The 19,800-nt window shown below is 41.3% G+C and carries 17 protein-coding genes; all 17 read left to right on the top strand.

Features of this window, described 5'->3' with window-relative positions:
- Positions 1 to 35 precede the first annotated feature (35 nt).
- The 17 genes from tsf (at position 36) to truB (ending at position 19,773) form a co-directional block, all read left to right on the top strand.
- Positions 36 to 917, top strand: coding sequence for a translation elongation factor Ts (tsf, locus tag K7887_RS09765; protein WP_223493346.1), 882 nt, complete (start codon positions 36 to 38; stop codon positions 915 to 917).
- Positions 918 to 1,201: 284 nt separating this feature from the next.
- Positions 1,202 to 1,924 (top strand): UMP kinase, encoded by a 723-nt coding sequence (gene pyrH, locus K7887_RS09770; RefSeq protein WP_169292319.1) that lies wholly within the window; start codon positions 1,202 to 1,204, stop codon positions 1,922 to 1,924.
- A 2-nt stretch (positions 1,925 to 1,926) separates the two neighbouring features.
- Entirely contained in the window at positions 1,927 to 2,484 is a 558-nt protein-coding gene (frr, locus tag K7887_RS09775) for a ribosome recycling factor (protein WP_223493347.1), read from the top strand.
- 130 nt (positions 2,485 to 2,614) lie between these two features.
- Entirely contained in the window at positions 2,615 to 3,388 is a 774-nt protein-coding gene (locus tag K7887_RS09780; protein WP_223493348.1) for an undecaprenyl pyrophosphate synthase, read from the top strand.
- 18 nt (positions 3,389 to 3,406) lie between these two features.
- Entirely contained in the window at positions 3,407 to 4,198 is a 792-nt protein-coding gene (locus tag K7887_RS09785; RefSeq protein ID WP_223493349.1) for a phosphatidate cytidylyltransferase, read from the top strand.
- A gap of 40 nt (positions 4,199 to 4,238) precedes the next feature.
- Positions 4,239 to 5,390, top strand: coding sequence for a 1-deoxy-D-xylulose-5-phosphate reductoisomerase (gene dxr, locus K7887_RS09790; RefSeq protein ID WP_223493350.1), 1,152 nt, complete (start codon positions 4,239 to 4,241; stop codon positions 5,388 to 5,390).
- Positions 5,391 to 5,403: 13 nt separating this feature from the next.
- Positions 5,404 to 6,663: an RIP metalloprotease RseP gene (gene rseP, locus K7887_RS09795; RefSeq protein WP_223493351.1), complete on the top strand. Its 1,260-nt coding sequence runs from the start codon at positions 5,404 to 5,406 to the stop codon at positions 6,661 to 6,663.
- 261 nt (positions 6,664 to 6,924) lie between these two features.
- The gene (locus K7887_RS09800; protein WP_223493352.1) at positions 6,925 to 8,610 is read left to right on the top strand and encodes a proline--tRNA ligase; all 1,686 of its coding nucleotides are present in this window, start codon (positions 6,925 to 6,927) and stop codon (positions 8,608 to 8,610) included.
- Positions 8,611 to 8,742: 132 nt separating this feature from the next.
- Positions 8,743 to 13,044 carry a PolC-type DNA polymerase III gene (locus tag K7887_RS09805; protein WP_223493622.1) on the top strand — a complete coding sequence of 1,434 codons (4,302 nt, stop codon included), beginning with the start codon at positions 8,743 to 8,745 and terminating at the stop codon, positions 13,042 to 13,044.
- A gap of 478 nt (positions 13,045 to 13,522) precedes the next feature.
- Positions 13,523 to 13,993 (top strand): ribosome maturation factor RimP, encoded by a 471-nt coding sequence (gene rimP, locus K7887_RS09810; protein ID WP_010193320.1) that lies wholly within the window; start codon positions 13,523 to 13,525, stop codon positions 13,991 to 13,993.
- Between the two features lie 86 nt (positions 13,994 to 14,079).
- Positions 14,080 to 15,204: a transcription termination factor NusA gene (nusA, locus tag K7887_RS09815; protein WP_223493353.1), complete on the top strand. Its 1,125-nt coding sequence runs from the start codon at positions 14,080 to 14,082 to the stop codon at positions 15,202 to 15,204.
- Between the two features lie 22 nt (positions 15,205 to 15,226).
- Positions 15,227 to 15,514: an RNase P modulator RnpM gene (gene rnpM / locus K7887_RS09820; RefSeq protein ID WP_223493354.1), complete on the top strand. Its 288-nt coding sequence runs from the start codon at positions 15,227 to 15,229 to the stop codon at positions 15,512 to 15,514.
- Positions 15,507 to 15,806, top strand: coding sequence for a YlxQ family RNA-binding protein (locus K7887_RS09825; RefSeq protein WP_223493355.1), 300 nt, complete (start codon positions 15,507 to 15,509; stop codon positions 15,804 to 15,806). Before rnpM ends, K7887_RS09825 begins: the two co-directional genes overlap by 8 nt.
- Before the next feature lie 17 nt (positions 15,807 to 15,823).
- Complete coding sequence (gene infB, locus K7887_RS09830; RefSeq protein ID WP_223493356.1) at positions 15,824 to 17,980, top strand: translation initiation factor IF-2; 2,157 nt, start codon at positions 15,824 to 15,826, stop codon at positions 17,978 to 17,980.
- Positions 17,977 to 18,255 (top strand): DUF503 domain-containing protein, encoded by a 279-nt coding sequence (locus tag K7887_RS09835; RefSeq protein ID WP_223493357.1) that lies wholly within the window; start codon positions 17,977 to 17,979, stop codon positions 18,253 to 18,255. The genes infB and K7887_RS09835 overlap by 4 nt, the downstream gene beginning before the upstream one ends.
- Positions 18,256 to 18,268: 13 nt before the next feature.
- Positions 18,269 to 18,634 (top strand): 30S ribosome-binding factor RbfA, encoded by a 366-nt coding sequence (gene rbfA / locus K7887_RS09840; protein WP_223493358.1) that lies wholly within the window; start codon positions 18,269 to 18,271, stop codon positions 18,632 to 18,634.
- 227 nt (positions 18,635 to 18,861) lie between these two features.
- Positions 18,862 to 19,773 (top strand): tRNA pseudouridine(55) synthase TruB, encoded by a 912-nt coding sequence (truB, locus tag K7887_RS09845; protein WP_223493359.1) that lies wholly within the window; start codon positions 18,862 to 18,864, stop codon positions 19,771 to 19,773.
- Positions 19,774 to 19,800 lie beyond the last annotated feature (27 nt).

Below are 19,800 nucleotides of genomic sequence, written 5' to 3' on the forward strand. Positions count from 1 at the left end.
AAAAATACTTACATATCCTAAGGAGGAAATGAACAATGGCTGTAACTGCTCAAATGGTAAAAGAATTACGTGAAAAAACTGGCGCTGGCATGATGGATTGCAAAAAAGCGTTAACGGAAACAAACGGAGACATGGAAAAAGCAATCGATTTCTTGCGTGAAAAAGGGATCGCTAAAGCTGCAAAGAAAACAGATCGTATCGCTGCTGAAGGTCTAACTGCTATCGTAACTAAAGGAAACGAAGCGGTTATCCTTGAAGTGAACTCCGAGACTGACTTCGTTGCTAAAAACGAAGGCTTCAAAACGCTTGTAAACGAATTAGGTGAATTCCTTATCTCCAACAAGCCTGAGTCTGTAGAAGCTGCTCTTGAAGCAAAAATGGACAACGGTGTTGCAGTTTCTGAGCACATCAACTCTGCAATTGCTAAAATCGGTGAGAAATTGACTCTTCGTCGCTACACAATCGTTACTAAAACTGACGCAGACGCATTCGGTGCATACTTGCACATGGGCGGACGCATTGGAGTACTAACTCTTCTTGAAGGTACTACAGATGAAGCTACTGCAAAAGACGTTGCTATGCACATCGCTGCAATCAACCCTAAATACATCTCTCGTGACGAAGTTTCTCAAGAAGAAGCAGACCGCGAGCGTAAAGTACTTACTGAACAAGCTCTAAACGAAGGCAAGCCAGAAAACATCGTAGCTAAAATGGTAGAAGGCCGTCTTGGAAAATACTTTGAAGATATCTGCCTACTAGACCAAACTTTCGTTAAGAACCCTGACATGAAAGTACGTCAATTCGTAGAAAGCAAAGGCGCTACTGTAAAATCCTTCATCCGTTACGAAGTTGGAGAAGGAATCGAAAAACGCCAAGACAACTTTGCTGAAGAAGTAATGAGCCAAGTTAAAAAATAAGAGGAACAACATATATAAGAGGGGAACACAATTTGTGTTCCTCTTTTTAGGAAAAATATTTTATAATGATTCTGTTAAAGTTTATGTATTATCTTTTTAAATATCCTAGCTGTTGATTGGAGCAAAAGGCGAAGACTCCTGAGGGAGATAGCGTTAGGTGGAGACCCCGCAGGCATAGCCGAGGAGGCTCCAGCAACGCCCCTAGGAAAGCGAAGCCGTTTGCGGAAATCAACAGCGGAGTTTAACAGATTCGCAATCAAACCCTTTTATTAATGGAGGTTACTATGGCTCAAGCTAAATATCAACGTATCGTACTAAAACTAAGCGGAGAAGCACTTGCAGGTGAACAAGGCTTCGGAATCAACCCAACTGTCATCAAATCCGTATCTCAACAAGTAAAAGAACTAACCGAACTAGGCGTAGAAGTAGCAGTTGTCGTAGGCGGCGGAAACATCTGGAGAGGTAAAGTCGGCAGTGAAATGGGTATGGACCGTGCATCAGCAGATTACATGGGCATGCTTGCAACTGTCATGAACTCCTTAGCACTTCAAGACAGCTTGGAAAATTCCGGTGTTCAAACACGAGTTCAAACATCTATTGAAATGCGTCAGGTTGCTGAACCTTACATTAGAAGAAAAGCGATTCGCCACTTAGAGAAAAAACGTGTAGTCATCTTCGCAGCAGGAACAGGAAACCCATACTTCTCCACAGATACTACTGCAGCATTGCGTGCAGCGGAAATCGAAGCAGACGTCATCTTGATGGCAAAGAACAATGTGGATGGAGTTTACAGTGCAGATCCAACTATCGATGCTACTGCAACTAAGTATGATACATTATCTTATCTAGATGTATTGCGTGAAGGACTAGCTGTTATGGACTCTACTGCGTCTTCATTATGTATGGACAATGATATTCCTATCATCGTCTTCTCCATCATGGAAGAAGGGAACATTAAGCGAGTAGTATTAGGTGAAAATATCGGAACGATTGTGAGGGGGAAATAATTATGGCAAATCAAGTTATTACTCAAACAAAAGACAGAATGGAAAAAGCTGTACAAGCTTACTCCCGTGAATTGGCAACAATTCGTGCTGGACGTGCAAGTGCGGCATTACTAGATAAAGTAACAGTTGACTACTACGGGGCACCGACTCCAGTCAATCAATTGGCTTCTTTAAATGTACCTGAAGCAAGACTTCTTGTGGTACAACCTTATGATAAAACATCATTAGGTGATATTGAAAAAGCGATCATCAAAGCAGACCTCGGATTAAACCCATCCAATGATGGTACAGTAATCCGTATTTCTATCCCTGCATTGACAGAAGAGCGCCGTAAAGATCTAGTAAAACAAATCAAGAAAATTTCTGAAGAAGCGAAAGTGGGTATCCGCAATATTCGCCGTGATGGAAATGATGATTTGAAGAAACTAGAAAAGAACGGAGAAATCACGGAAGACGAGTTGCGCGGCTATACTGATGACATTCAGAAGCAGACTGATTCGTTCATCGCGAAGGTTGATTCCGTTACAAAAGAAAAAGAAAAAGAAATCATGGAAGTATAAGCGATTTACATGTAAAATAGAAAGATGGAAAGACCCTCTAATGTTTACAGGGGGTTTTTTTGTTAATACTGTTACTATAAATGGATAGACCCCTATAGGTACGTCTGTTTATTTTTAATGGAGGATTTTTATGCTGAAGAAAATACAAGAGTGGAGAGGCAAAGAAACCTCTAAATCGCTTAGCTTAAAAGAAGAAATAATGAATCATCCCATCCCAGAGCATATCGCCATCATCATGGATGGTAATGGAAGATGGGCCAAAAAGCGTGCAATGCCGAGAATAGCCGGACATCATGAAGGAATGAAAACGGTAAGAAAAATCACCAAGGCTGCCAATAGCCTGGGAGTAAAAGTTCTGACGATGTATGCTTTCTCAACAGAAAATTGGAAAAGACCGAAACTGGAAGTCGATTTCCTGATGAAATTGCCAGAAGAGTTCCTCGGTACATTTCTCCCTGAATTAATGGAAGAGAATGTACAAGTTCGCCTTATGGGGAATAAGTCTGATCTACCAGAACATACACTTAGAGCTGTTAACAATGCAATGGAGAAGACGAAGGATAACACTGGACTTATTCTTAACTTTGCATTAAATTATGGGGGGCGCGATGAAATCCTCCGTGCTGTAAAGAATGTAGCTGCCGATATCAAGGAAAACGCACTTACAACCGATCAATTAACAGAAGAGATGTTCTCAGAATATCTTTTCAGCAATTTATTACCAGATCCAGATCTTTTAATACGTACAAGCGGTGAAATACGATTAAGCAATTTTATGCTGTGGCAATTGGCGTATGCAGAATTTTATTTTACAGATGTACTATGGCCTGACTTTGAAGAAAACGATTTATATGAGGCTATCAATAGTTTTCAAATGCGCGGGAGAAGATTTGGTGGTATATAAGAAGGTGTTGGACATACAATGAAACAAAGAATTATAACAGCTGTTATTGCAGCCGCAGTTTTTTTACCAATCGTTATTTACGGAAAGCTCCCATTTGTTGCCTTTATCTATTTTCTGGCAACAGTCGGACTATTTGAAGCTATGAGAATGAAGCGAATGTCTATGGCAAGTGTACCTGGGGTGTTGTCATTGTTACTTCTATGGTTTTTGATGATACCTTCAAACATGTTTGAGGCAGATTCGCTGATACTCTCAAAAATGGATTTCATCCTGCTTATCGCCCTTTTGCTATTATCGTACACGGTTCTTTCTAAGAATAGGTTCACATTCGATGATGTCGGATTTTTATTAATTTCAACCATCTATGTTGGATTAGGCTTTTATTATTTCATTGAAATTAGAGAACTGGCACTGGCGTTCGTGTTTTTTGCATTATTCGTAATTTGGACGACAGATTCCGGAGCATATTTTATTGGAAAATCAATGGGCAAAACCAAATTGTGGCCAGAGATCAGTCCTAATAAAACAGTGGAAGGATCACTTGGTGGGGTTATTTGTGCAATTGTTGTGGCATTAATTTTCCACTTTGTTGTTGATTTCGACCACTCGCTTTTCATCACCATTATTATTGCCAGCCTTTTATCCGTTTTTGGACAAATTGGCGATTTGGTGGAATCTGCTCTGAAAAGACATTACAAAATTAAAGATTCAGGTTCAATTTTACCTGGACATGGTGGGATATTAGATCGCTTTGACAGCCTTCTTTTTGTATTACCGCTATTGCATTTTATACATATCTTTCTTTTCTGACACATTGTAGTAGGAGAAGGTTTTGGAGAGGTGAGTGTTGGTGAGGAAAATAAGTTTATTGGGAGCATCAGGCTCAATAGGAATACAGACGATAGAAGTAATAAGACAGCATAGTGATCAATTTCAGTTACTGGCTTTTAGTGTAGGCGGTAATGTCAAAGTCGCACAAGAATTGATTCAAGAATTCTCACCGCTTGTCGTTTCCGTACAAACAAAAGAAGATTGTGAAACGCTGAAGAGTCAATTCGCTTCGACAGATATCCGCTTTGTTTATGGAGAAGAAGGCTTGATTGAAGTGGCAACCCTCCACGAAGCAGATGTGTTGGTTAATGCAGTGATGGGAAGCGTTGGGCTTGTTCCCACCTTGCATGCCATCGAACATAAAAAGGTGATTGCACTCGCTAACAAGGAAACCCTTGTGACAGCTGGTCATATCGTGATGGAGGCAGCCAGAAAACATCAAGTGCCTATCCTTCCTGTCGACAGTGAGCATTCTGCGATCTACCAGTGTCTTCAAGGAGAAAAGGAAAAAAACATCGAAACCATCATTCTCACAGCATCAGGAGGAAGCTTTCGCGACCGTACGAGACAACAGCTAGAAGGTGTAACAAGGGAAGATGCACTCAATCATCCAAACTGGTCCATGGGTGCAAAAATAACCATTGATTCTGCTACCATGATGAACAAAGGATTGGAAGTAATTGAAGCTCATTGGCTGTTTGATATACCTTATGAAGATATACAAGTGGTTTTGCACAGGGAAAGTGTCATCCATTCGATGGTGGAGTTTCATGATACCAGTATCATTGCTCAGCTTGGAACACCAGATATGAGGGTTCCCATCCAGTATGCACTAACCTATCCGGATAGATTGCCACATCCAACAGGTAAAAGATTGAACTTTATGGAAATGGGTAAGCTGCATTTTGAAAAAATGGATTTTGACCGTTTCCGCTGTTTACAGTATGCCTTTGATGCAGGAAAAGCAGGAGGTACCATGCCAACTGTGTTAAACGCAGCAAATGAGATTGCTGTCGATGCTTTTCTTAACGGCAAAATAGAATTCCTTGCAATTGAAACATTTATTGAAAAGGCTATGTCCAAGCATTCCATACAGTTAAATCCTGATCTAGAGACGATCAGGGAAGTGGATTTGGAAACTAGAAACTATGTTCGTTCACTAATAGATTAGAGGTGGAAATCTAGTGAATACTGTTATCGCGTTTATTATCATTTTTGGAGTACTTGTTTTTGTCCATGAACTTGGGCATCTAGTATTCGCCAAAAGAGCCGGTATACTTTGTAGAGAATTTGCAATTGGGTTTGGTCCGAAAGTGTTTTCTTTCAAGAAAAATGAAACAGTCTATACGATAAGGCTTCTTCCTATTGGCGGTTTTGTACGTATGGCCGGGGAAGATCCTGAAACCATTGAAATCAAACCAGGCTATCATATTGGCCTCCTGTTCAACGCTAAAGGAGAAGTCAACAAAGTAGTAGTCAATAATAAAGACAAACACCCTGATGCAAAAGTTATCGAGGTTGAATATGCAGACCTTGAGAAGGAACTTGTCATCAGAGGATATGAATTGAATGAAGAGGAAGTCTTAAAGGAATATAAGGTAAGCGAGGAATCCTATTTTGTCATGGATGGGCAGGAAGTTCAAAACGCCCCTTATAACAGACAATTTGGATCAAAGACATTAGGTCAACGTACGATGGCAATATTTGCTGGACCTATGATGAACTTTGTCCTGGCCTTTTTCATCTTCACATTCCTTGGGATGGTACAAGGTTATCCTATCAACGAATCTGTTATCGGTGAATTGACTCCAGATGGAGCTGCACAGGCTGCCGGTCTGCAACAAGGTGACAAAGTGGTAGCAATTAATGATACAGATGTTTCGACCTGGGAAGAGGTAGTGAAAATCATTCAGGTAAACCCTGGCGAGGAACTTGATTTCTTGATTGAAAGAAACGGGCAATCCGAAACGATCGCAATTACGCCTAAAGCAGAAACCATTGAAGGTGAAACTCGCGGAATTATCGGAGTGTACATGCCGATGGAACAGTCCTTCTGGGGTTCTTTCCCTAAGGCTGCCTCTGAAACCTATAACTGGTCAAAAGAGATAGTGGTAGGGTTAGGTAAATTGATCACAGGTCAATTCTCTCTAGACATGCTATCTGGTCCTGTCGGGATTTATAAATCAACGGAAGTCGTCGCTGAATCCGGCGTATTCCTATTGATGAGATGGGCTGCGGTCCTTAGTATCAACTTAGGTATTATCAACCTTCTGCCAATTCCGGCACTGGACGGTGGAAGACTGATGTTCTTCGCAGCAGAAGCAGTCAGAGGAAAACCTGTTGACCGTCATAAAGAAGGGCTTGTCCACTTTATCGGCTTTGCGTTGTTAATGCTGTTGATGCTTGTTGTAACATGGAATGACATTCAGAAATTCTTCCTGTAAAATAGAAACATAAGCACATGGACTTGCATCATGAAATGTGGTGCAAGTTTTCTTTCTTTTTAAGTGACTCAATAATGTAATTAGAGTTTACCCTGTTGACTGGAGTGCAAGGTGAGAGACTCCTGCGGGTGATAACGGTTGGTTGAGACCCCGCAACGAAGTGAGGAGGCTCAAGCATCGTCCCGCGGAAAGCGAACACCTGGAACGGAAGGAAACGGGGAGTTTAATGTAAATACATAGAAATGGTTATGGGGTGTAGAAATGAAACAAAGTAACATGCTAATTCCAACACTAAGAGAAGTACCGGCAGACGCTGAAGTCAAAAGCCACCAACTACTGCTAAGAGCAGGATATATCCGCCAAAACACAAGCGGCATCTACAGCTTTCTGCCACTAGGTAAAAAAGTGTTAAAGAAAGTAGAAGACGTTGTAAGAGAAGAAATGGAAAACGCAGGTGCAGTGGAACTGCTTATGCCAGCAATGCAGGCTGCCGAACTATGGCAAGAATCCGGAAGATGGTACTCCTACGGTCCAGAACTAATGAGACTGAAAGACCGTCATAACCGCGAATTCGCACTAGGTGCAACACATGAGGAAGTAATCACCACGCTTGTAAGAGACGAAGTAAAGTCTTATAAAAAACTTCCATTATCTCTTTATCAAATTCAAACTAAATTCCGTGACGAAAAACGCCCGCGCTTTGGTCTATTAAGAGGTCGCGAGTTCCTTATGAAGGACGCATATTCGTTCCATGCAAATGCAGAATCATTAGATGAGACCTACGAAAAGATGTTCACAGCCTATTCCAACATTTTTACAAGGCTTGGACTGAACTTCCGTGCGGTAATTGCAGATTCAGGAGCAATGGGCGGTAAGGATACACATGAGTTCATGGTTCTATCTGAAATCGGTGAAGACACCATTGCTTATTCTACTGAATCTTCCTTTGCAGCGAATATAGAAATGGCACCGGTAGTTGCTAATTATGAAAAGAAAGCGGAAGCGGCACGTGACAAGGAAAAGGTTAATACACCTGACCAGAAGACAATGGATGAAGTGGCAAGCTTCTTGCAAATGGAGAAATCCGACTTGATCAAATCCATCGTCTTTAAAGTAGATGATAAATACGTACTTGTTTTGGCAAGAGGGGATCACGAAATAAATGATGTAAAAGTCAAGAACTTTTACCAGGCTTCTGTCGTTGAGACTGCAACAGCTGAAGAAGTTCAAAAGGTGATGGGCTGTTCAGTTGGCTCTCTAGGTCCAATAGGAGTACCAGATTCTGTTGAAATCATTGCAGATACAGCTGTTGAGTATTTAGTCAATGCTGTTACAGGTGCTAATGAGGAAGGCGTTCATAACATCAATGTCAATCCATCCCGAGACTTTAACGCGCAATACACTGACTTGCGATTCATAGAGGAAGGGGATCTTTCTCCTGATGGACAAGGTGTCATTAAGTTTGCAAAAGGTATTGAGGTAGGTCATATCTTCAAACTTGGTACACGTTATAGTGAAGCAATGGGAGCAAACTTCCTTGATGAGAATGGAAGAAACCAGCCGATGATCATGGGTTGTTATGGAATTGGTGTTTCCCGTGTACTTGCTGCAATCGTGGAACAATATCATGATGAAAACGGAATTGTCTGGCCAAAAGCGGTAACCCCTTTTGATGTTCACGTAATTCCTGTAAATATGAAAAATGAAGCACAAGCCTCCTTGGCAGAAGAAATCTACGCTGAGCTGAAAAATTCCGGAATGGCTGTTCTGATGGATGATCGTCATGAACGTCCAGGTGTAAAATTTGCTGACGCTGATTTAATTGGACTTCCTGTACGAGTAACAGTTGGTAAAAAAGCCGAGGAAAGAATCGTTGAAGTTAAGTGGAGAGAAACAGGTGACATGGAAGAAATATCTGTGGAAGAATTAATACAAAAACTCCGTTAAAATATAGTACAATAGAAATGCATATTAAAAGAAGGTACCCCATCATGGCGGTACCTTCCATTATGTCGAAAATAGATTAAACATCGATGATCAACTATGCAAGGGAAAGGGGACAGAACTTTGCTTGACCAGATGTCTCAAGAAAAAAAAGATAGATTGCGGTTATTGCTTCAACAGCTTGAATTGACAAGTGATGATATTTTTCCTTACTTTGCAGAAGCTGGAATTGAAAAACTCACAGTTGAAAAAACAACAAAACGATGGCACTTTCATTTTGTTTTGGAAAAAATCCTCCCAGCAAAAGTGTATATGCTCTTTTATGAAAAACTGACTAAAAGCTTTGCACACATCGCAAATGTATCCTTCACTGTAGCGGTTCAGAACCGTTCATTTGAAGATTCCTATATTGCCGACTATTGGCCGATCTGCTTAAAGGAGTTACAAGGTGGTTCTCCACCGCTCATGATGCTGCTAAACGGGCAAACACCTTCCCTGCAGGGTAATAAGCTTATGCTTAAAGCAAGAAATGAAGCGGAAGCCATTGCTGTTAAGAAAAAGTTGAGTACAACCATTTGCTCTATTTATGAAGGTTTTGGCTTTCCTACCTTCATCTTAGACACAACCCTTTCTCATTCTGAGGAAGAATATCAGCAGTTTGTGGAACAAAAACAACAAGAGGATAAACAAAAAGCATTGGCTGCTGTAACAGAAATGCAGAAAAAAGAATCCTCTAAAGATGAAGGTTCCGTAAGTGGGCCGGTGATGATCGGTTATACCATTAAAGACGATGCAGAAATTAAAACCTTGGCGGAAATCGTGGAAGAGGAAAGACGTGTTGCCGTTCAAGGCTATGTATTCGATGCGGAGACAAAAGAGCTGCGCAGTGGAAGAACATTATTGACTTTTAAAATTACTGACTACACTAATTCCATCATGGTGAAGATGTTCTCCCGTGATAAAGAAGATGTACCTCTATTACAAGCAGTCAAAAAAGGTATGTGGCTGAAAGTAAGAGGAAGCATCCAGAATGATACATTTGTACGTGACCTTGTCATGATGGCTAATGATATCAATGAATTTCATGGAAAAGAAGTGCTGGATACCGCACCAGAAGGGGAAAAAAGGGTGGAATTACACCTGCATACCCCGATGAGTACGATGGATGCCGTAAGTTCCATTTCCTCTTTAGTGGCGCAAGCGAAAAAATGGGGGCATGAAGCCATCGCAGTTACAGACCACGCTGTTGCCCAAGCATATCCGGAAGCATATGCAGCAGGTAAAAAGAACGGTGTGAAAATTTTGTACGGGCTTGAAGTCAACCTTGTGGACGATGGTGTGCCAATTGCCTATAACCCTACACATCGAAACCTTGCAGAAGAAACCTACGTGGTGTTTGACGTGGAAACTACAGGGTTGTCTGCTATGTATGATACGATAATCGAGCTTGCGGCAGTGAAGGTGAGGGGCGGCGAGATTATTGATAGATTTGAATCTTTTGCCAATCCGCACCACGCACTCTCTGCTACTACTATCAATTTGACAGGCATTACCGATGATATGGTACAGGACGCACCTGAAGTTGGAGATGTGTTGAAACGATTTTCCGATTGGATGCAGGATGATATTTTAGTAGCACATAATGCAAGCTTTGATATGGGCTTTTTGAATATCGGTTTCCAGCGCATAGGGTTAGGAAAGGCAAAGAATCCTGTCATTGATACATTGGAATTGGGTCGTCTCCTATTTCCAACGTTAAAAAATCACCGTTTAAATACATTATGTAAGAAGTTTGATATTGAATTAACACAGCATCACCGTGCAATATATGATGCAGAGGCAACAGGTTATTTACTGGTAAAGATGCTAAAAGATGCATTGGAAAAAGGGATAACATTTCATGACGAATTAAATGAGCATTCCGGTACAACGGATGCTTATAAACGGGCGAGACCTTCTCATGTCACACTGCTAGCCGTTAATGAAATAGGTTTGAAAAACATCTTTAAAATAGTTTCCATTTCACATATGAATTACTTCTTCCGTGTTCCCCGTATCCCAAGATCACAGTTGCAAAAGCTGCGTGAAGGCATAATTGTCGGGACAGCTTGTGACAAGGGCGAAGTTTTTGAGGGTATGATGCAAAAATCCCCAGATGAAGTGGAAGGGATTGCCGAATTCTATGACTATATCGAGGTTCAGCCACCAAGCAACTATGCACATTTGTTGGAGCTGGAATTAGTCCGAGATGAAAAAGCGCTAAAAGAGATTATCACCAACATTGTCAAACTTGGTGAAAAACTTGAAAAACCTGTGGTGGCAACAGGTAATGTACATTATTTAAAAGAAACTGATAAAATTCACCGAGAGATTTTGGTTCGTTCTCAATCAGGTGCCAATCCGTTGAACAGGCATCAATTGCCGGATGTTCACTTTAAAACAACAGATGAAATGCTTGCGGCCTTCTCTTTCCTTGGAGAAGAAAAAGCAAAAGAAATCGTTGTATCCAACACCCAAAAGGTTGCAGGAATGATTGAAGAAATCAAACCAATCAAAGATGACCTTTATACTCCGAAAATCGAAGGTGCAGATGAAGAAATCCGGGAGATGAGTTATTCCAGGGCAAGAAGCATCTACGGCGACGACCTACCAGAGATTGTTGAGAAGCGGATTGAAAAGGAATTAAAAAGTATTATCGGTCACGGCTTTGCAGTTATCTACTTGATTTCCCAAAAGCTTGTGAAAAAGTCATTGGATGATGGATACCTCGTAGGTTCACGTGGTTCTGTTGGATCGTCCTTTGTGGCAACCATGACAGAAATCACTGAGGTAAACCCATTGCCTCCTCACTATGTGTGCCCAAGTTGTAAAAAATCAGAGTTCTTTGATGACGGATCAGTAGGCTCTGGATTTGACCTGCCAGACAAAGATTGCCCGGATTGCGGCGAGGCATTCACGAAGGACGGCCATGATATCCCATTCGAAACTTTCCTTGGTTTTAAAGGGGATAAGGTACCAGATATCGATTTGAACTTCTCAGGTGAATATCAGCCGAGAGCCCACAACTATACAAAGGTGCTGTTTGGAGAAGATTATGTATTCAGGGCGGGAACCATTGGTACAGTTGCTGACAAAACCGCTTATGGTTATGTAAAAGGATATGCAAATGACCGCAATTTAATATTGCGTGGAGCTGAAGTGGACAGACTTTCAGCAGGATGTACAGGGGTAAGAAGATCGACTGGACAGCATCCAGGCGGAATTATCGTTGTTCCGGATTATATGGATATTTTTGATTTCTCCCCGATCCAGTATCCAGCAGATGATCAGTCATCAGAATGGAAAACGACACATTTTGACTTCCATTCTATTCACGATAACTTGCTTAAGCTTGATATCCTTGGACACGATGACCCGACCGTAATCAGGATGCTTCAGGACCTTAGTGGGATTGACCCAAAGACCATTCCTACAGATGATCCGTATGTGATGAAGATCTTCAGCGGAACGGAATCGCTTGGCGTTACAGAAGAACAAATCATGTGTAAAACAGGAACTCTCGGGATTCCTGAGTTTGGTACTAGGTTTGTTAGACAGATGCTTGAAGATACAAAACCGTCGACATTCTCTGAATTAGTGCAAATATCCGGATTATCTCATGGTACCGATGTTTGGCTTGGCAATGCACAAGAGCTTATCCACAATAAGACTTGTACATTAAGTGAAGTTATCGGTTGCCGTGATGACATCATGGTATATCTAATCTATAAAGGACTTGACCCTTCCATGGCCTTTAAGATCATGGAATCGGTTCGTAAAGGAAAAGGTCTATCCGATGAGTTTAAAGAGGAAATGATCAAAAACGATGTGCCGGCATGGTATATCGACTCCTGTTTGAAAATAAAATACATGTTCCCGAAAGCCCATGCAGCAGCATATGTGCTTATGGCAGTTCGTATTGCATATTTCAAAGTGCACTTCCCATTAATGTACTATGCAGCGTATTTTACCGTTCGCGCCGATGACTTTGATATCGATACAATGGTTAAAGGTTCTGCAGCCATCCGTAAAGTTGTAGAAGAAATCAATGCAAAAGGCTTGGAAGCCTCACCAAAAGAAAAATCCTTACTTACAGTAATGGAACTTGCATTAGAAATGAGTGAACGAGGGTTCTCTTTCAAAAAGGTGGACTTATACAAATCCAGCGCAACTGATTTCTTAATCGAAGGCGATTCCCTGATTCCGCCATTCAATTCCATTCCGGGACTTGGAACAAACGCAGCGATCAACATCGTGAACTCAAGAGCCGATGGAGAGTTCTTGTCCAAAGAAGACTTACAACAAAGAGGCAGAATCTCCAAAACAATCTTGGAATACCTCGACAACCACGGCTGCCTAACAGGCCTGCCAGACCAAAACCAACTATCACTATTCTAATGTTTATGGGACACGACTGGTTTATTCAATCCACCCTGTTGACTGAAGTGGAAGATGTGAGACTCCTGAGGGAGATAGCGGTAGCTTGAGACCCCGCAGCGCAGCGAGGAGGCTCAAGCACCGCCCCTAGGAAAGCGAACATCTGCAACGAAAGGAAACAGGGAGTATTTCTGGATCTAAAAAGCCGTGAACCCCTGAAAACACTAGAAAGATTTGCATATTTCATACGGATATGATATATTTACATTGGAAATGCTATATACAGGTAATTAGCAGAGAGTGGGGAAACCCACTCTTTCGTATTGTATTCCCATTTTTTCTGGCAACCTTGTTTTTTCATGACAATGAGAAAAAAGGGAACGTTAGATTTTCGTATCAGCTTTACATAAGCTTGCTTGTTTATGATTCCCTGCTTATTGGCAGGGTCTTTTGTTCAGATTTTAAACACATCGTCTCGCGCTTGCGAAGGAGGAAAATGATGAGCAAAAATGTTACAGAAACGGTGGAAGAACTAGCTCTTCCAATCGTAAAAGAAATGAATGTAGAATTAGTGGATATTGAATATGTAAAAGAAGGGTCCTCTTGGTTTTTACGTGTATTCGTCGATAAAGAAGGCGGTATCGACATCGAGGATTGCGGGACAGTAAGTGAAAAGTTAAGTGAAAAGCTTGATGAACTAGATCCGATTCCTCATAACTATTTCCTGGAAGTTTCCTCTCCTGGTGCTGAGCGCCCTCTAAAGAAGAAGGAAGACATCGAGAAATCGGTCGGTAAATATGTCAACATTAAAACGTATGAACCTATCGACGGCTTGAAGTCCTTTGAAGGTGATCTTCTGGATTTCGATGGAGAAACAATCAAACTCTCCATGACTATAAAAACACGTAAAAAGGAAGTTTCCATTCCATATCCAAAAGTAGCGAAAGCACGTTTGGCTGTCAGGTTCTAAAACGAACCAGACAAATCAATTACACTTTGTTTAAGTAATTGGTAAAAAATTATGAATCATAGGTATTTTAAGGGGGACATGGTTGTATGAGCAGCGAGTTATTTGATGCTTTAACCCTGATGGAAAAGGAAAAGGGCATTAGCAAAGATGTAATTATTGAAGCGATAGAGGCTGCACTTATATCTGCTTACAAAAGAAACTTTAATCAAGCACAAAATGTACGAGTGGATATGAACCTGGAAACAGGTACAATGCGTGTATTTGCAAGAAAAGACGTAGTAGACGAGGTATTTGATTCCCGTCTGGAAATCTCCATTCAGGAAGCACGTCAAATCGATCCGAACTATCAAGAAAATGATGTGGTTGAGATTGAAGTCACACCAAAGGACTTCGGTCGTATTGCAGCGCAAACAGCAAAACAAGTAGTAACTCAGAGAGTAAGAGAAGCAGAACGAGGAGTCATCTACTCTGAATATATCGAACGTGAAGAAGATATTATGACAGGGATCGTTCAACGTTTAGACTCTAAATTCATTTATGTGAGCCTTGGTAAAATTGAGGCATTGTTGCCAGTTAATGAGCAAATGCCTAATGAACATTACAAGCCTCATGATAGAATTAAAGTGTTCCTTACAAAAGTGGAAAAAACCACAAAAGGCCCACAAATTTTTGTTTCGCGTTCTCATCCAGGACTTTTAAAGCGCCTTTTTGAACTTGAAGTTCCAGAAATTTATGATGGCACCGTTGAAATTAAGTCCGTTGCGCGTGAAGCTGGAGACCGTTCAAAGATTTCCGTTCACTGTGACAATCCTGAAGTAGATCCGGTAGGAGCTTGTGTTGGACCAAAAGGCCAAAGGGTGCAAGCAATTGTTAATGAATTAAAAGGAGAGAAAATTGACATCGTTCGATGGTCAAAAGATCCTGTTGAGTTCGTTGCAAATGCATTAAGTCCTTCTAAAGTACTGGAAGTTCAAGTTAATGAAGAAGAAAAGGCAACAACAGTCATCGTACCTGATTATCAACTTTCTTTAGCAATTGGTAAACGTGGACAAAATGCGAGACTAGCTGCTAAGTTAACAGGTTGGAAAATTGACATCAAGAGTGAATCTGAAGCAGAAGAACTAGGGATTTACCCAAGTCTTTCTCTATCCAAAAACGATACAGAAGATTTGGATGATGAATTCTACGATGACGACAATTTTGAAGACTGATTTTTAAAAGAAGGTGAATCAGGTGAACAATCGCAAAAAGGTCCCAATGCGCAAATGTGTGGCAAGTCAAGAACTGAAGCCGAAAAAGGAATTGATTCGTATCGTCCGTTCTAAAGAAGGCGAAGTTTCGATTGACCCTACAGGGAAAAAGTCAGGACGAGGGGCATATCTTGCAAGTAACAAGGAGAGCATCCTCCTTGCAAAAAAGAAAAACATCTTAGCCCGTCACCTGGAAGTAGCGATTGATGATTCATTGTATGATGAATTACTTCAGCTGGTAGAAACGGAGAATAACTCAACACATGAATAATCAATGGCTATCCATTGTCGGTCTTGCTACAAGAGCAAGAAAGACCATAACAGGGGAAGAACTTGTCATTAAAGAAGTGAGAGCAGGAAAGGCGAAGTTGGTGCTATTGGCAAGCGACGCTTCTGCTAACACGATGAAAAAATTACAAGATAAATGTACGTACTATAACGTGCCGATCAGAACGGTTGACGATCGGTATGAGTTAGGTCGAGCGATAGGAAAAGATGCGAGAGTTTCGGTCGCCATTCTTGATGAAGGGTTCGCCAAAAAACTACTCACCATGCTCGATTAATCTTTGGGGGTGAATGTATGACGAAATTACGCGTGTACGAATACGCAAAGCAAAAGAACGTATCAAGTAAAGATGTCATTACAAAACTAAAAGAAATGAATATTGAGGTATCAAACCATATGGCAACATTAGACGACGACACGATCCAAAAATTGAACGGCACAAATAAAACAGAAGCACCAAAGAAAGCAGCGCCACAAAACACTGCTTCTGCACCTAAGAAACAAAATAATAATCAATCTCAAGGTGGCGGCCAAGGCGGAAAAGGTAAAAACACTTCTTCACCTAAAAAGCCATTTAATAATAACAACAGCAATAACAATCATTCCTCTAAAGGGAAAAAGAAACAAAACAATAAACAAAACCAAAACCGCGGACAACAACAAGCTCCGCCACAACCTGTGAAGAAAAAAGAAACTCCTTCTAAAATCACATTCACTGGTTCCCTGACAGTTGGTGAATTGGCAAACAAGCTAAACAAAGAGCCTTCTGAAATCATCAAAAAGCTCTTGATGCTTGGTGTCATGGCGACTATCAACCAGGATCTTGATAAAGATTCCATCGAGTTGATCGCTGGCGAGTACAACGTGGAAGTGGAAGAGGAAATTATCTTCGAAGTAACCGATTTTGAAGGATACGATTCCGAAGATACAGAAGAAGTAATGGAAGAGCGTCCACCAGTTGTTACAATCATGGGTCACGTTGACCACGGTAAAACAACACTTCTTGACTCTATCCGTAACACAAAGGTTACTGCAGGTGAAGCTGGTGGTATCACACAGCATATCGGTGCGTACCAAGTAGAAGTGGATCAAGGCAAGAAAATCACTTTTCTTGATACTCCTGGACATGCTGCGTTTACAACGATGCGTTCCCGCGGAGCACAAGTTACAGACATTACCATTCTTGTTGTTGCAGCAGATGACGGTGTTATGCCTCAAACAGTGGAAGCAATCAACCATGCCAAAGCTGCAGAAGTACCAATCATTGTTGCGGTAAACAAAATGGATAAAGAAGGTGCCAATCCTGACCGTGTTATGCAAGAATTAACAGAACACGGATTAGTGTCAGAAGCTTGGGGTGGAGATACTATCTTTGTACCAATTTCTGCAATCAATGGAGAAGGCATCGATACACTTCTTGAAATGATCCTACTTGTATCTGAAGTGGAAGAATACAAAGCGAACTCTAAACGTGCGGCATCAGGTACGGTTATTGAGGCCCAGCTTGATAAAGGCAGAGGTTCCGTTGCGACCCTTCTGGTACAAAAAGGGACGCTTCGTGTTGGAGACCCAATCGTAGTTGGTAACACATTCGGTCGTGTTCGTGCAATGGTCAACGATCTTGGACGCCGCGTGAAAGAAGCTGGTCCATCCACACCAGTTGAAATAACTGGTCTAAATGAAGTGCCACAAGCTGGAGACAACTTCATGGTATTCTCTGATGAGAAAACGGCTCGTAACGTCGGAGAAGCCCGTGCTCAAAAGCAACTTCAAGAACAACGCAGTGAAAAAACACGTGTAACGCTTGATGACTTGTTCGAACAAATCAAGCAGGGTGAAATGAAAGAAATCAACCTTATTGTGAAAGCAGACGTTCAAGGTTCTGTAGAAGCGATGGCTGCTTCCCTTCAGAAAATTGATGTTGAAGGCGCGAAAGTGAAAATCATTCACACTGGCGTTGGGGCTATCACAGAATCTGATATTATCCTTGCTTCTGCATCCAATGCGATTGTTATTGGTTTCAACGTTCGCCCAGATGCTGGTGCGAAACGTACAGCAGATGTTGAAAATGTTGATATTCGCCTTCACCGTATCATCTATAAAGCGATTGAAGAAATTGAAGCGGCAATGAAAGGTATGCTTGACCCTGAATTTGAAGAAAAAGTAATCGGTCAAGTAGAAGTTCGCCAGACATTCAAAGTTTCTAAAGTTGGTACCATTGCAGGTGCATACGTAACAGAAGGGAAAATCACTCGTGATTCCAGCATTCGTCTAATTCGTGACGGAATCGTTATTTTTGAAGGAGAACTTGATACACTCAAGCGTTTCAAAGATGATGTAAAAGAAGTGGCGACAAACTACGAATGTGGTGTAACAATCAAGAACTTTAACGATATTAAAGAAGGCGACATCATCGAAGCTTACGTAATGCAAGAAATCGAAAGAAAATGATCGGATATTTAGAGTGTGACTGTATGATCTATGATGCTCAATCTTTGAAGGAAAAAAGGGCAGTTCTTCAGCGCGTTATTACAAGGCTGAAACAGAGGTTCAATATTTCCATCTCAGAGATTGATCATCAAGACGTATGGCAACGGACGAAGATTGGAATTGTATCCATCTCTTCATCCAAATCCATCACCGAGAAAGAATTGCAAAAAGTGCTCGACTATCTGGATTCCTTTCCAGAGATAGAGCGGGCAGAAACTTCGCTTGATTGGCTTTAAAGGGGTGAAAGGTATGACACTCAGATCAAACAGAGTTGGAGAGCAAATGAAAAAAGAGCTTTCCGATATCATTGGTCGTAAAATCAAAGACCCTCGTGTAGGCTTTGTAACAGTAACGGATGTACAGGTTACTGGAGATCTTCAACAAGCCAAGGTTTTCATCTCTGTGCTTGGAGACGATGAGAAAAGACAAGACACTTTGATTGGTTTGGCAAAAGCTAAAGGCTTCATCCGCAGTGAAATTGGACGAAGAATTCGCTTAAGAAAAACTCCAGAGCTTTTCTTTGAATTTGACGAATCCATCGCTTACGGTAATCACATCGAGAGCCTGATTCATGAATTGAATAAAAAAGACTCTGATTCTGATGATGAAGAGTAAAAGAAAAGGATAGGCAGCACTTGTCTATCCTTTTTGTTGACTCTAATGATTGCTCGCATTAACTCCCTGTTGATTTGCGTTCCAGGCGTTCGCTTTCCGCGGGACGATGCTTGAGCCTCCTCACTTCGTTGCGGGGTCTCAACCAACCGTTACCCCCCGCAGGAGTCTCACACCTTGCACTCCAATCTACAGGGGAATACTTATTAATAATGAAAGGGGTGGCCTAAATGGATGGCATTCTTATTTTAAACAAACCAAAAGGCTTCACTTCACATGACTGCGTATTTAAAGTGAGAAAAATACTAAAAACAAAAAAAGTCGGCCACACCGGGACACTAGATCCAGAAGTAACCGGAGTCCTTCCTATCTGCATCGGCAGAGCTACAAAAGTCGTAGAATTCCTCACAGCAGAACAAAAAACATACGTGGCTGAAGTCACCATCGGCACCGCAACCACGACAGAAGATCAAACAGGGGAAGTAGTAGAAGAAAAACGGGTGGACAACCCCATAGCAAAAGAAAAAATACTTTCCGTCCTTCAAGAGCTTACAGGAGAAATTGACCAAACGCCGCCAATGTACTCCGCTGTTAAAATTAAAGGGAAAAAGCTTTATGAATACGCAAGAGAAGGGAAGGTAATCGACAGACCTTCAAGAAAAGTGACCATCCATGATATTTTCCTAACAAGTGATATTACATATGAAGAACAAAAAGGCCAAGTCAAATTTTCCTTTCAAGTAAACTGCAGTAAAGGTACATATGTAAGAACCCTTGCTGTACAAATAGGCGAATTGCTTGGTTATCCTGCCCACATGTCCTATTTGACCAGAATTTCCTCTGGAGACTTTACCATCGATCAAGCAATCACTTTAGAACAATTAAGTGAGCTTGCAGAACAAGGCGGGGTCGAAGAGAAACTATTGCCGATGGAAAAAGCACTAAGTTCATTGCCTAAGTTGGAGATTAGTGATAAAGTAGCAGAGAAAGTGTATAATGGTGCGGTTTTGCCGTACCCGGAAAATATTGAAGAATCTATTGAATACTTTAGTGTATTCCATAATGATAAATGCTTGGCCATCTATATGAAACATCCATCAAAGCCAGGCCTCATGAAACCAAAGAAAGTTTTTCATGAATAATTGGTGTGTGAAGGACCTGCATGATTA

Origin of the sequence: Sutcliffiella horikoshii (assembly GCF_019931755.1) — a bacterium.
Taxonomy (GTDB): domain Bacteria; phylum Bacillota; class Bacilli; order Bacillales; family Bacillaceae_I; genus Sutcliffiella_A; species Sutcliffiella_A horikoshii_E.